The organism is Hymenobacter psoromatis (genome assembly GCA_001596155.1).
Classification (GTDB): domain Bacteria; phylum Bacteroidota; class Bacteroidia; order Cytophagales; family Hymenobacteraceae; genus Hymenobacter.
This window is the reverse complement of sequence record CP014771.1, coordinates 3,591,379-3,605,475: the sequence shown is the minus strand read 5'-3', so window position 1 is coordinate 3,605,475 and position 14,097 is coordinate 3,591,379. Positions and strand designations below refer to the sequence as shown.

At 59.7% G+C, this 14,097-nt stretch carries 11 protein-coding genes; 4 read left to right on the top strand and 7 right to left on the bottom strand.

Annotated elements, in window-relative coordinates; genetic code table 11:
• Nucleotides 1-105: 105 nt before the first annotated feature.
• Entirely contained in the window at nucleotides 106-2,262 is a 2,157-nt protein-coding gene (locus tag A0257_15410; GenBank protein ID AMR28340.1) for a hypothetical protein, read from the top strand.
• A gap of 216 nt (nucleotides 2,263-2,478) precedes the next feature.
• Here the strand turns inward: A0257_15410 and A0257_15405 are convergent, their stop codons facing one another.
• The gene (locus A0257_15405) at nucleotides 2,479-3,972 is read right to left on the bottom strand and encodes a hypothetical protein (protein AMR28339.1); all 1,494 of its coding nucleotides are present in this window, start codon (nucleotides 3,970-3,972) and stop codon (nucleotides 2,479-2,481) included.
• Nucleotides 3,973-4,467: 495 nt separating this feature from the next.
• Between A0257_15405 and A0257_15400 the strand changes: the two genes are divergently transcribed.
• The 3 genes from A0257_15400 (at nucleotide 4,468) to A0257_15390 (ending at nucleotide 8,839) form a co-directional block, all read left to right on the top strand.
• Nucleotides 4,468-5,868, top strand: coding sequence for a DNA repair protein RadA (locus A0257_15400; GenBank protein ID AMR28338.1), 1,401 nt, complete (start codon nucleotides 4,468-4,470; stop codon nucleotides 5,866-5,868).
• 303 nt (nucleotides 5,869-6,171) lie between these two features.
• Nucleotides 6,172-7,698, top strand: a complete 1,527-nt coding sequence (locus tag A0257_15395) for a hypothetical protein (GenBank protein ID AMR28337.1) — start codon at nucleotides 6,172-6,174, stop codon at nucleotides 7,696-7,698.
• 118 nt (nucleotides 7,699-7,816) lie between these two features.
• Nucleotides 7,817-8,839 (top strand): radical SAM protein, encoded by a 1,023-nt coding sequence (locus A0257_15390; GenBank protein AMR28336.1) that lies wholly within the window; start codon nucleotides 7,817-7,819, stop codon nucleotides 8,837-8,839.
• Between the two features lie 144 nt (nucleotides 8,840-8,983).
• Here the strand turns inward: A0257_15390 and A0257_15385 are convergent, their stop codons facing one another.
• The 6 genes from A0257_15385 to A0257_15360 all read right to left on the bottom strand — a co-directional run bounded on the left by A0257_15385 (nucleotide 8,984) and on the right by A0257_15360 (nucleotide 14,078).
• Entirely contained in the window at nucleotides 8,984-9,325 is a 342-nt protein-coding gene (locus A0257_15385; protein ID AMR28335.1) for a hypothetical protein, read from the bottom strand.
• Nucleotides 9,326-9,432: 107 nt separating this feature from the next.
• A complete protein-coding gene (locus tag A0257_15380; GenBank protein AMR28334.1) occupies nucleotides 9,433-9,624 on the bottom strand; it encodes a hypothetical protein in 192 nt (63 codons plus the stop codon).
• A 57-nt stretch (nucleotides 9,625-9,681) separates the two neighbouring features.
• A complete protein-coding gene (locus A0257_15375) occupies nucleotides 9,682-10,737 on the bottom strand; it encodes a hypothetical protein (protein ID AMR28333.1) in 1,056 nt (351 codons plus the stop codon).
• Nucleotides 10,738-10,763: 26 nt separating this feature from the next.
• The gene (locus A0257_15370) at nucleotides 10,764-11,585 is read right to left on the bottom strand and encodes an inositol monophosphatase (GenBank protein AMR28332.1); all 822 of its coding nucleotides are present in this window, start codon (nucleotides 11,583-11,585) and stop codon (nucleotides 10,764-10,766) included.
• 44 nt (nucleotides 11,586-11,629) lie between these two features.
• On the bottom strand, nucleotides 11,630-13,318 hold the full coding sequence (locus A0257_15365) for an apolipoprotein N-acyltransferase (protein AMR28331.1): 1,689 nt from the start codon (nucleotides 13,316-13,318) through the stop codon (nucleotides 11,630-11,632).
• Entirely contained in the window at nucleotides 13,302-14,078 is a 777-nt protein-coding gene (locus A0257_15360; GenBank protein AMR28330.1) for an rRNA (cytidine-2'-O-)-methyltransferase, read from the bottom strand. The genes A0257_15365 and A0257_15360 overlap by 17 nt, the downstream gene beginning before the upstream one ends.
• Nucleotides 14,079-14,097 lie beyond the last annotated feature (19 nt).

Here is a 14,097-nt window from a genome sequence, read left to right as displayed (position 1 = left end):
CTAAGTATCTGCAAGATAAAAACATTGCTTCTATAAACTGGACCATAAAAAACCTTGTCTCCTTTTTAGGGTTTCCTTACATATCAGGAATTTCTCAAAGCTCTCATGCCGCTTACTACCAACCAGGACGAGACACTCTTGCTTCATCTCAACGAAGCCATTGCCACGATTCGCGACAAGGAGACGCTGTTTCAGGCCATCACCAACAAGTTGCGGCTCATCTTTTCGTTTGACTTGATTGGCATCAATGTCTTCGATAAAGGCTTGGTAAACAAGCGCTTATTCCTACGCAGCTACGTAGGAAGCACGGCGGCCAGCCTGCCCATCGATGCCTCCGCCACAGTCTTTACGCCCATCGCGGGCTCGCCCGTTGAGCAGCTCGTGGCTGACCCGCGCGTCTGGCACATTACGCTGCAAGAATATACGCACCATTACGCTGACTACGAGCCGTTTAATCAGCTGCGACAGCGAGGCATCGAGTACATGACCGCCGTGCCGCTGCGGCTGGGCGGCCGGCTCACGGGCTTCCTGATTCTGGCCGCCGCCCGGCGCCCTACCCCCACCGCCGACGATGACCGGCTCCTCGAAAAGATTGGCTCCCTGGTGGCCGTGGCCGTGGGTAATACGCTGGCCTTCGAGAGTATAGCCTGGCGCGAGCGTGAGCGCACTATGCAGTTGGCCATCAACAACGCGCTGCTCAGTATCAAGCAGCGCGAGCCGCTGTTTCGGGCCGTGGCCGAGGAGTTGGGCCGGGTGATGCCCTTCGAGTATTTTGGCATTCGCATCCAGCGCGTGGGGCCTACCAATTCTTTTGAAGCGTTCGCGGAGTTTTCACGAGTTGACGGTGATAAGTTTATGGCCCTTGACCCTGGCCGCCCGCAGCAAGAGGACGACGTTGACGCGGCTGGGCTTTACCAGCAGTTCAGTGACTTGCTGCAACGGCCCGGTGTATACGCAGGGGTCGATTTTTACGCGCTGGCCGTGCGCTACCCCCGCCTGCGCTACGCATACGAGCACTACGACACCCGCGCGATGCTGGTGGCACCCATCTGGCAGCGGCCCGACAGCCAGGTAGTGCTTACTCTTTCCGCCGCTGACCCAGAGGCGTTTACGTCCGATAGCCAGGCTACGGTGCAGGCCCTGCTGCCCCAGATTGCCTTGGTGCTGGACAACTTGTTTGCCTTCGAGCAGATTGAGGAACTGAAGGCGCAGGTGGAGCAGGAGCGCACCTATTTGATTGACGAAATCAACACCGACCGGCCCGCCGACGGCCTCATTGGGGTGAGCCCAGCCTTGCAGCAGGTGCGCCAGCGCATCGCGCAGGTGGCTGACACCGACGCCACGGTGCTTATCACCGGCGAAACCGGCACCGGCAAGGAAGTGGTGGCGCGGGCGCTGCACCAGGCCTCGCCCCGCCACGGCCGCGCGCTGGTCAAAATAAATTGCGCCGCCCTACCCGCCCAACTTATTGAAAGTGAGCTGTTTGGGCACGAAAAAGGCGCGTTTACCGGGGCCGTGGAGCGGCGCATCGGCAAGTTCGAGCTGGCCAATGGCGGCTCTATCTTCCTGGATGAAGTGGGTGAGCTACCCCTCGATTTGCAGGCCAAGCTGCTGCGCGTGCTGCAAGAAAAGGAGTTTGAGCGCCTGGGCGGCAACCGCGTGCTGCAAACCGACGCCCGTGTGCTGGCCGCCACCAACCGCGTGCTCGAAGAGGAGGTGCGCGCCGGGCGCTTCCGGGCCGACCTCTATTACCGGCTCAACGTGTTCCCGATTCAGTTAGCCCCGCTGCGCGAACGCCCCCAGGACATCGTGCCGCTGGTGCAGCACTACTTAGGCACGCTGAGCAAGCGCCTGGCGCGGCCGCCCCGCGCCATTCGGCCCGCCGACCTGGCGGCGCTGCTGGCCTATTCGTGGCCCGGCAACATCCGGGAGCTGGAGCACGTGCTGGAGCAGGCCATCATCGTGAGCCAGGGCACTTGGCTGGAGTTTGGTGGCTTTGCGGCCGGGCCTACGTTGCGGGCGCTGCCGCCCGGCCCCGCGCCCCTTGCCGAGCCGCTTTTCCCTACCCCCCCCGAAACCGACGAAGCGCCCCTCAAAACGCTGCGCGAGCAGGAGCGCGACCATATCCTAACGGCGCTGCACCGCACCGGCGGCCGCGTAAGCGGCATCCAGGGCGCAGCGGCCATCCTCGATATCAACCCCAAAACCCTGGAAGCCCGCATGAAAAAGCTGGGCATCCGCCGCACGGTAGCAGCGCAGTGAAATGGTGAGGTGGTGAAATGGTGAGCGGGAAACTAGTCTAGGGCTTATGCAAAACGTCTGTCATTGCGAGCAACGCGCGGCAATCGCACCAGAACGATACCCAAACGGCTCGTTCTGGTGCGATTGCTTCGCGTTGCTCGCAATGACAGACGCTTTCTGCATAACGTTCTTTTAATCACCACTTCACAATCTCACTAACCACCATTTCATTACTCCCTACCCTCCTACCAGCTCCGCAACGGCGGCTTCGTAAGCGACCTGCTCGGCGGCGCGCTGCACCTGCACCGGGGGCGCGGCGCGCTCCTGGCAGTCGGTTAGCGGGCAGCGCTCGCAGGTTTCGTTCACGATGCGCAATGGCAGCGCGGGGTCGGCCAGGAGCTTGAATTGCTGGCGCAGGTTGTCGTCGCAGCGCAGGCCCACGGTCACGCTCATGGCGGGCGCGTCGAGCGCGCCGGCGCGGGCCAGCGTCAGGCACAGGTATTCGTCGTCGGTGCCGAGGTAGCGCGAGCGCTGCGCGTCAACCAGCGTGACGAGGCCCGCGGGCGGGGCGGCGGCGCGGGCTTCGGCTATCAGGCGCAAGCTCACCCAGCGGCGGCAGTAGTGCTCGTGCAAGTCGTTGGCGTGCGGGTTGTGCAGGCGCGAAAGGTGCAGCTCCTTGGTCAGCACGTAGTCGGCGCCGGCCTGCGCCTGGTCAAACCGCAGGAAGAACAGGCTAGTCAACCCAAAATGCTTGGGCAGGAGCGTGGCCAGGCGCTGCATCAGCATCTCCGAGCTCACGTCGTAGCGCTCCAAAAGGGCCAGCAGGGCGTCGGGCTGCCACTTTTTGGCCCCCAGCACCTTGCGCAGGTCGCGCACCAGGCTGTCTTCCTCCATCAGCAGCGCGCTGGCGAAATACGAAGCCCGGAAGTTGTTCAGCACCTCTTCAAATGAGCGCAGGGGCAGCGAATTGGGGCTGGCGTAGTGGCGCTCTTTTAATTTCAAATAATTGAACCCCAGCTCTCTACCCAGCACGAAGGCCTGTTGCCCGCGGCTCAGGGTAGGCAGCAGCAGCAGGGTTTTGGTCGTGGGCCGAAACACCGAGCGCAGCCGCCCCGCCACCGCCACCGGGTGCCCGGCCAGCGTGATGCGGTCGATGGTGTAGCCATACTGTTGCGTCAGCACGGCTTCGAGCAGCTCCAAGTCAGCGGGGGGGGTAGGGCCGAGGTGGTGGGTGGCCACGAAAGCGCGGGCGGCTTCCTCCAAGTCCTCAAAATAGTTGTCGTGCATTTCCTGGTACGAGCGCCGCGCGGCCAGAAAAAAGTGCTCCTGCCGCAGCTCGTAGTTGCGGGCAATCTCAAAAACGGTGCTGATAAACGCGTTCATTTTGGCCGGCGCGTTGGCGATGAGCTCAAACAGCTGCATGGGCTCGATGCCATACATGGCCAGCGGAAATTCCTGGAGCACGTTCGAATTCAGCAAATCCGAAATCGGCTCCAACCGGCGCGGCAAGATGGTGGACGTGAGCTGGTCGTAGCGCACGTCCAAAAACTTGCTGAAACTCAGTATTTTATCGGCCTTGGGATATTTTTTACCCTTCTCAATCTCGTTGAGGTAGCTCACACTCACCTCGCAGCTGCGCGCCAGCTCGGCCGGGCTCAGGCCCCGCTCCTGCCGCAGCTCGCGCAGCTTCAGGCCAAAAATGAGGCGAACGACTTGGCTATGACTAAGCATGGGGGTAGTAAACGAGTAAAAAAAGAAACCGTGGGGTCCTCATCACCACAAATCAAAACCTGCTGCATTCACCGCAAACAAGGATTTTGCCTACGCAAAGCTACTGGGAATCAGCAAATTTATATTTTTTAGCGAATTTTCGCTAAAAATTGTGATTCGCCTGCGTAAATTTGCGGCTGAGCAATTCCGGCATTCGTGCATACGGTTGGTCTGTGGGTCGGCTCTCGGCCACAGCCGCTTTGCCTCAGCCGCGGGGGTAGCAAACTGACAATCGCACGCGGCCGAATTTCGAAACAACGCGAATAGCATTTCCACTTTCCTGATTTCTGGCACCAATTCTGTTCCCACCCAGCGCAAATTCCATTAAGTCCATTTGGAAAGCCTCGGTCGTTTCGGCTGAGGCTTTTTTGTGCTCGATTGCCAGGCTGGTTTGTGGCCTTCGCTGCAACCTTTTTAGTTTCCCAGGCCTTATTCTTGCGAATTATTTTAGCAAAGATGGCCAAGGCAAGAACGGTTTTTTTCTGTCAGAACTGCGGGGCGCAGTCGGCAAAGTGGATTGGGCGCTGCCCCTCGTGCGGCGAGTGGAACACCTACGTGGAGGAAGTGGTGCAGAAGGAAACCGCCGCTACCACCACCGGCCAGTGGAAGCCCGCCAGCACCGTGCCCGGTGGCAACGTGAGCAAAGCCGCCAAGTCGCGCCCGCTCGCCGACATCCGCCACGAGGAAGAGCCGCGCATCATCACCCCCGACGGTGAGCTGAACCGCGTGCTGGGCGGCGGCCTGGTGCCGGGCTCCATCGTGCTCATCGGCGGTGAGCCGGGCATTGGCAAGAGCACGCTCATGCTCCAGATTGCCTTGATGATGAAGAAGTTGCGCATTCTCTACGTGAGCGGCGAAGAAAGCGAAGCGCAGATAAAGATGCGCGCCGAGCGCCTGGCCGACGGCCAGCACCCCGGCTGCTTCATCCTAACCGAAACGAATACCCAGAATATTTTCCGCCAAATAGACCAGGTGGAGCCCAACCTGCTCGTCATCGACTCCATCCAGACCATGCACTCGACGCTGGTGGAGAGCGGCGCGGGCTCGGTGAGCCAGGTGCGCGAATGCACCGCTGAGTTTCTAAAATTCGCCAAGGAAACCGGCACGCCGGTGCTGCTCATCGGCCATATCACGAAGGACGGCAGCATCGCCGGCCCTAAAATATTGGAGCACATGGTGGACACGGTGTTGCAGTTTGAGGGCGACCGCCACCTGAGCTACCGTATTCTGCGCACCACCAAAAACCGCTTCGGCAGCACCTCCGAGCTGGGCATTTACGAGATGCAGGGCAGCGGGCTGCGCCAGGTCAGCAATCCGTCGGAGATATTGCTGTCGCAGCGCGCCGAGAGCTTGAGCGGCATGGCCATCGGGGCCACGCTGGAGGGCAACCGGCCCTTATTAGTAGAGGTGCAGGCGCTGGTGACGCCCGCCACCTACGGCACGCCGCAGCGTAGCAGCACCGGCTTCGACGCCAAGCGCCTGCAAATGCTGCTGGCCGTGCTCGAAAAGCGCGCTGGCCTGCGGCTGGGCCAGCACGACGTGTTTCTGAACATTGCGGGCGGCCTACGCCTCGACGACCCGGCCCTCGACGCGGCGGTGTGTGCCGCCGTAGTGTCGTCGCTGAACGACCTGCCTATTCCCGGCGATGTGTGCCTGGCAGCCGAGGTTGGCCTCAGCGGCGAAATGCGCGCCGTGCCGCGCCTCGACCAGCGCCTGGCCGAAGCCGAGAAATTGGGCTTCCGGGAGATGTACGTGTCGCAGTTCAACGGCAAGAACCTGGCCGACCAGGGCCGGGCCGGGCTGCGCGTGCAGGCCGTGAGCCGCCTGGATGAGGTTTTGCAGGGCCTGTTTGGATGAGCGACGGATGAGGGGGTAGGGACGGGATAAGCATGCCGAAAAACTGTCTTATTCCGAGGTAGAATTTGGCAAAAACCATATTTTTCAGGACTATTTATTTTTGCTAAGTCAACGTGCGAAACGAGTGCGCGGCGTGCCTTATCTTCGGGGCAATAATTGACTTTTACCGATAAAATAAATACGTACACGAATTAGGTTTTAGGGTTCATCCGCATTGGTTGTGCTTCGCTGTCTATTGTCCTACCTTCTATGAAATTAACATTTACTTGTTTACTCACTTGCTGGCTGAGCGCTGCCTGGGTGTTGGGTGCGCAAGCGCAAGCAACTGGCACCCGGCTAGCTGAAACAGCTGGCAAAGCGATACTTACGGGCCGGGTTTCCAACCCAACCACCGATACCGTTGCTGTCTCAATTCATGACAGTCCCTTCGATAGCAATGAGCGCATTAGCTACGCCAAGCTCAACGGAAAGGGCGAATTCCGGCTCATCGTACAGCTTACAGGCTCTACCAAGGCCGATTTGGTGTATGGTGACGCGGTGGCGGACCTGTTTCTGGACCCCGGCACGGACCTCGACGTACGCTTCAAAGGAGACGATTTGCCCGGCACGGTTAAATTCAAGGCTAACGATGTTCCGAACGGCTTCGCAACCCGGTTTCGCAATAGTGGCAACCTGACCGACGAGCAACGCCACCGTCAGCAGATGGCCAACGCCAATTCTTACCTGGCGGAGTTCGATGAGCAGTTCGTGTCAAACGATGGTTTTCAAGTACTTCCGGATAATATTCAACTTTACGAAGCCCCCTTTGTATCGTTTCTGGACTACCGAATTAAGCACGAGCGCAACTTTTTAGAAGACCGCGCCGCGAGGCAGTCTTTTACCATTGATTTTTATAACTATGCCAAGGCGGAGATTACGTACTCCAATGCCAATGACCGCCTAACTTTTCCTGACTTGCGCGAGCAGGTGGTGAGCAGCGAAGGCCGCATGACGATGACGCCCGGCTACTTCGAATTTCTGCGCGACCCCAACCTGCTCAACGACCAGACGGCGGTTGCCAACGAGCAGTTTCAGGAGTTTTTGCTCAACTATGTGCACCACATGGCCGCGCAGCAGAAGCACCTGCGCACCGACCCCGATTTTTATCCTTTCTGCTACGCCTTAGCCACCAAGCGCCTCAACAGCACCATGCGCCTGCTCACGCTGGGCCGCATCCTGCAGGAATCGTTTCGCTTTGGCCACGTGCGCCAGTCGGCCGCTATGCTCAGCGATTTTCGGGCGCTGGATACTCACAAGTACTACCTGACCGCCCTGGAATCCGACTTTAGCAAGCACAAGGCATTGGCTATCGGCTCGCAGGCGCCTGACTTCCGGCTGGTTTCGGCTACCGGCGATTCGGTGAGGCTCAGCAGCTTTCAGGGCAAGCTGGTGTATCTCAACTTTTGGAAAACCACTAATGGCCTGTGCCTGCGCGACTTATCCTACGCGCAGGACCTGGCCAAGCGGTTTGAGGGCAAAAATATCGTCTTCGTAAACGTGGCGCTCGATGAGTTGGAAATGCCTTGGCGCCAGCTTGTTACCATTAAGAAGCTGCCGGGCGTGCACGTGCGGGCCATCGGCGGGATGCACTCAGAACTGGCCAAAGCCTATAACCTGAGCGAGGTGCCCACCTATATTTTGCTGGGCGAAGACGGCACCATCCTCAACCCCAAGCCCAAGCGCCTGAGCAGCCGCGCCGCCGTGGACGAGATAAACCAGTCGTTTGGCAAAGCCGGCGTGTATAGTGCGGCCGTGGCGCAGCTCCCTAGCCCCGCCAGCGCGGCCAAGTAAACGAGTTAGGAATTAAGAGTTAAGAGTTAAGAGTTAAGGTGCCGATTAAAAGTATCTTAACTCTTACCTCTTACCTCTTAACTTTCCCCTTGTGAGGGCCGCTGCCTACCTTCATGCTATGCGCTCAACCCTCCGCGACGGTCTTTCCCTATTGCGCAAAGCCACGCCCGGCCGTATTCTTAATGCCTGCCAAGTAGTTAGCTCTTATATTATCAGCCGCGCCACGGGCCGGGCCCGCACCTGGGGCCTGCCCGTGGCGCTGGCATTTGAGCCCACCACGAGCTGCAACCTGCGCTGCCCCGAGTGCCCCAGCGGCCTGCGCTCCTTCACGCGGCCGACTGGCATGCTGCCCGCCGACCTGTTTAAAAACACCATTGATGAGGTAGCCAGCCGGCTCTGGTACCTCATTTTTTACTTCCAGGGCGAGCCTTACCTGCACCCGCAGTTTCTGGATTTGGTGGAGTATGCCAGCCGAAAGGGCCTCTACACGGCCACCAGCACCAACGCCCACTTTCTCACCGATGAGAATGCCCGCCGCACGGTGGAAAGCGGCCTCGACCGGCTCATCATTTCGCTTGACGGCACTACGCAGGAGGTCTATCAGCAGTACCGCATTGGCGGCAAGCTGGAAAAGGTACTGGCGGGCACCCGCAACGTGGTGAAGTGGCGCAAACAGCTCAACAGCAACACGCCGCGCATTATCTTTCAATTTCTGGTAGTGCGGCCCAACGAGCACCAGATTGCCGATGCCAAAGCGTTGGCCCAGGCGATGGGGGTAGATGACGTGTGGTTCAAAACGGCCCAGATTTACGACTATCAACAGGGTTCGCCGCTCATCCCAACCATCGACTACTACTCGCGCTACGCCAACAATGGCAACGGCACTTTTAGCCTGAAAAACAAGCTCGTGAACGGCTGCTGGAAGATGTGGCACTCCTGCGTCATCACCTGGGATGGCAAAGTGGTGCCCTGCTGCTTCGATAAAGACGCCGAGTACCGCCTCGGCGACCGCCAGCACGAAAGCTTCCGCGCCCTCTGGCACGGCCCCAAATACCACGGCTTCCGCCAAGCCCTGTTAAGAGGCCGCGACCAGATTGAGATGTGCCGCAACTGCACCGAGGGCACCAAAGTGTGGGGCTAAATCACGGATTACGCGGATTTTAACGGATTTCACGGATTTTGTGGACGGCGCTTGCCGTACCAAAAGAAAAGGCCACCCCAACGGGTAGCCCTTCTTGCGTCCACAAAATCCGTGAAATCCGCTAAAATCTGCGTAATCCGTGATTTATTTTTTTCCTTTCATCAGGTTTTTACCCAGCGATTCTACTTGGAGAATGAACTGGTCCACATCTCCATTGGCATAAACTCCGTAGGCCGACGAGATGGTACCCTTGGCACCATCGGCCGTTTCGATTGCGTAGAGAATGGAAGCATCGTCGGGGCTGCTCTCGCCTTCGAAGCGAAAATAATCGACGACCGTGACATCTTCGGGCAGATAAGTGCGGGCGCTGTCGTTGTCCATCGTAGTCAGGCGGCCATCCTTCACGACAAAGTCGTGGGTGTAGCCCTCGCCGTTGAGCTTTTTCTCGACGGTGACGAGCGAGGTCATTTCTTCTTTGTCCTGCATGGCAATAGGTGCTAATTGGTGGGGTAGGGCCTGAAGCAGGCCGCCCCGGCTATACGGAGCCGGGGCGGTCAGGGGTTAATCAAAACTACAGTTTTTAAGCGCCGCCGTTAGTGGCTGGCCGCACGCGCCTCAATAGTACGCTGCAAAGCATCTACATCGAAGGCCGCGCCGCAGGCCCCGCCGCAGCCTTTGGCGCAGCCCGCCTGGCCCTTGGCGGCGAAAGTTTGCCACACGCGCCGGCCCAGGTAAAAGAGCGCGGCGGCGAACAAGGCAATGATAATGAGCAGTTGCGTATCCATGACGCTAGCAAAACGGCGCGGGTAGGCGGAAAGTTTGCCTAGCGGCTCTGGGCAGCTTTATAAGCTGCCCAGAGCCGCTAACTTTTGGGTAATTTCATCTACGTCATTACTGCGTGCTACCAACTTACCCTGGGGGTCGAGTAGCAGATAGGTAGGATAGGCATTGATATTGAAACTGGTAATAACGGGACCGTTATCGCTCTGTAACTCGGACAGCTGCAAGCCCGGTACTTGGTGCTGGCGGATGGCCTTTTTCCATAGTGGCGCACTGTTGGGTCCCTCCATCGCAACACCTATGATAGTTAGCTTGTCGGCGTATTGCTGATGCAAGGCGTTGACCTTCGGCATGGCTTCCAGGCACGGATGGCACCAATGCCCCCAAAAGTCGAGCAGCACATACTTGCCGCGGTAGGTAGCCAGCGAATGCTGGACGCCCGCCGTATCGGCTACGCTGAAATTGGCCACCGCCTTGCCTATGGTAGGCTGGTTTCGGAGAATGACGAGGCGCTTGGCAGCCTCCTGCCCGTACCAGCTTTGGCGCACAGTAGGCTTGAGGTTCTGCAGTAGCTGTTCATACGCTGCCACCGGGTAAGTAGGCTGCCTTCGTGTTTGCTCATAGAGTTGGAGTGCGCTGGTGCGAGCCGCCGGGTGCGCCTTAATAAACTGGCGGGTGGCCTGCGCTTGTTGAGCTTGTAGAGCCTGATAATCAGCTTCCGACTTAGTAGGTTTGCCGTAGTCCTTCCACTGCACGGTGTGATTAAAAGCACTCAGCACGTTGTTTTCGGGCGTGCCAGTGGCATCGAGCTTGTTAAGCTGCTGCAGCGCGCCTTGAAAATGCACCGTACCTGGCTCAACCCAGAACTGCTGAGATTCAAAGAACCCTGACGCATTACGAAATACAATAGTGCCCATGCCGTCGTCGGTCGCTGGGATGGACTGTGCAAAATGTCCATTCACCACCCGAAGGGTATCGGTATAATCTTTACCCTGGCGCGTGTAGTGGTACTCGGCCGTGCGGGTGCCCATGCCAGCGATGTCGCCGACGAGTTGAGTTTGGGCCGCGGCGGGGCCGGCCAGCAGCGCGGCCAGCCCTAGGGTCAGTATAGTTTTCATGAAGCGCAGGATAAGTGCGCCCTAAGCTACAGCTGAAACCCCGGCTGCCAGTGCTGCCGCATCACGGCCTGCATCTCCTCGTGTACCAGCCCGTTGGTGGCCAGGGTTTCGCGGTTGAATACGGGGTCGCCGGCTTCGAGCCACTGCGTGACCCTACCCCCCGCCTCGCGCACGAGTAGGATGCCGGCGGCCACGTCGTAGGAATTGATGTTGAACTCGAAATAGCTGTCGAAGCGGCCGCAGGCCACGTAGGCCAGGTCGGTGGCCGCCGAACCCCAGCGGCGCAGCCCGCGCGAGTGCTGCATATACTCGGTGAGGATGCCCAGGTAGGCGTCGAGGTGCGTGAACTTGTAGAACGGCAAGCCAGTGGCAATGAGCGAATCATCCAGACGGGCGGCCGTGCTTACCCGAATGGGCTGCTCGTTCAGAAACGCGCCGTGGCCCTGGGCGGCGCGGAAGCACTCGTCGCGGCTCACCTCATACACCACGCCCAGCACCGGCTCATTGCCACGAGCCAGGGCTACGCTCACCGCGAAGCAGGGTAGGCCGTGGATGAAGTTGGTGGTGCCGTCGAGCGGGTCAATTATCCAACGGTATTCGGTCTGGTTGGCCTCGGTGTTAGCTACGGTGCCTTCCTCAGTCACGAAGCCGGCTTCGGGAAATAGCTTTTGGAGGCCCGCTACCAGCATTTTTTCCGATTCCTTATCTACGTAGGAAACCATATCGTGCAGGCCCTTGCTTTCGATTTTGGAGGAATCAAAATCCGTGATTTGCTGGCGAATGAAAGCGCCCGCCTGACGGCAGAGTGCGGCCACGGAATGTGAGAGGGGTAGGAGGTCGGGAGTCATAAAATAGTAGCGTGGACTTTGTATTCCACGCTTGGATTAAGGCATTAACGATTCGAGACGCGCGCGCGCAGCATCCCTACTACTACGGCCGCTATCCCCAGCACGGCCAGCAGCTGCGCGGCGCGCCCGATAAGCTCGCCGAAGCGCGCGTAAAACGTCACCTCGTCGTTCAGATGCACGGTGCCGTGGCTGGCGGTGGCAATCCAGGCGGGCACCTGCTGGTAGATTTCGCCCTTCTGATTGATGAAGCCAGTGAAGCCGGTGTTGGCCGCGCGGGCCAGGTCGCGGCGGGTTTCGATGCAGCGCAGGCCGCCGTAGCGCAGTAGCTGCCGGTAGCCGGGCGAGTCGTGCCACCAGGCATCGTTGGTGAAGAGGGCCAGCAGCGTGGCCCCGTTGGGGATATATTGGCTCACGAAATCACCGTAAATAGACTCGTAGCAAATGATGGGCGCGGGGCGCAAGGCCGGCGCGTCAGCCGGCGCGGCAAACACGGTGCGCTCGGCCTGGCTGCCGTAGGAGCCCACATAGCCGCCCAGGTCGATGTGCGAAACCAGGGCCGTGAGCACGGGGGGCACGTTCTCGACCCCCGGCACCAGCCGCGACTTGTGGTAAAAGGCGATGGGAGCCGTGGCGGAGACGAAGTAGGCCCCCGCGTTGAAGGTGTCGTAGTAGCCCAGGTCGTCGCGATAGCGGGCCGTGGCGCTGGCCGCCTCCTTGCTCGGGTACGAGCCGATGGTCGTGATGCCCGTGAGCAGCGCCACGCCGGGGTGCTGCCCCAGCCACGCCCGGATGCGCTGGATTCTGGGGTCCCGCTCCACCATTTTTTCCCATATGGCCTCTTCCAGGGCGGTTTCGGGCCAGATTATCAGCCGGGTGGCAGGCGTCAGGTGTTGCTCCGACAGTTGGAGAAGACGGGTGAGTTGGTCGTTAGGGGAAACGAAGTTGGCCCCGCCCTCAAATTTCTCCACGTAGGGGTCCAGGTTGGGCTGCACCACCACTACCTCAGTAGTAGGGCCTTTTTCCTGATAAGTAGCTCCGATGAGGTAAGAAAGTCCAATGGGGAGGATGATAGCTAGGAGGGGAATTAAAAATCGGGAATTAAAAATCAAAAATGAGGGCCTTACAGCGGCTTCATTCCACAGCTGGTCTGTTTCATTTCTAAGTTTTAATTTAGAATTTCTAATTAAAGCATTAAATATCAGCAAATTCACTACCCATACCCACACCGAGCCACCTAAAAAGCCGGTGTACTCATACCATTGCACCCACTGCGGGGCGGCCGCGAAGCCGTTGCCCAGCGTGAGCCAGGGCCAGGTGAGGTCCCAGTGCAGGTGCAGCTGCTCGAAGGCAATCCAGTAGATGGGCAGCGAGAGGTAGCCCAGGCGGTCGCCAAAACGCTTCTTGGTCTGCCGAAAGGCCATGAGGGGCAGGCACATGAGCAGGGCGTTGAGCACCACGGCCGCAATGCCGCCGCCCAGCGTGCTGAAGCTTACCCACCAGGTAGTGAGCGCGTTCCAGACCAGCAGCAGCCAGTAGGTGCAGGCAAACACGCGGCCCTTGCGCGCCCCGGTCAGCGTAAGCTGCCGCTCCATCAGCAGGTAGGGCACCCAGCCGATGAAGAGCAGCAGCGCCGGCGCGGCCGACGGGTAGGGCGGCCAGCCGCCGCACAGCAGCAGGGCGCTGAGGCTACCCAGCACCAGCGGGCGCTGCCAGAAGCTAGGCGGTGGGGTCATCGTCGGCATCGCCGTCGTCGTCGTCGGCTTCCTCGTCGTCGTCGCGGGCGGCGTATTTGCTGCGTTCAATTCGCTCATATTCAGCACCTTTTACTACCAGTACAATTTCGCCCTTGATGACCGGGCGGGCGGCCAACGTGGCGGCCAGCTCGCCGAGCGGGGCAGTGAGAGTTTCTTCAAACAGCTTGGTCAGCTCGCGGCTGACGCTGGCCAGCCGCTCGGGGCCAAATACCTCGGCCAACTGCGTAAGCGTCTTCACGATGCGGTGCGGCGACTCGTAGAAGATGAGCGTGCGCGTTTCGCGGGCCAGCTCCAGCAAGCGGGTCTGGCGGCCTTTTTTCACCGGCAAAAACCCTTCGAAGGCAAACCGCTCGGCCCCGAAGCCCGACTTGAGCAGGGCCGGTATCAGGGCCGTGGGGCCGGGCAGGCATTCGACCAGCAAGCCGGCGGCCAGGCACTCGCGCACCAGCAAAAAGCCGGGGTCGGAGATGCCGGGCGTGCCGGCGTCGCTCACCAGGGCCATGCGCTCGCCCTTGGCCAGGCGCTCCAGCAGGTGCGGCACTTGCTTGTGCTCGTTGTGCAAGTGGTAGGCCAGCAGCGGCTTTTTGAGCTGCAAATGCTGCATGAGCCGGCCGCTGGTGCGGGTGTCTTCGCAGAGCACCACATCGACCTCGCCCAGCACCCGAATGGCCCGCAAGGTAATGTCTTCGAGGTTGCCGATGGGGGTAGGCACGAGGGTGAGGGCGGCGGCTTCGGGCATGGCGCAAAGGTAGGGCCGC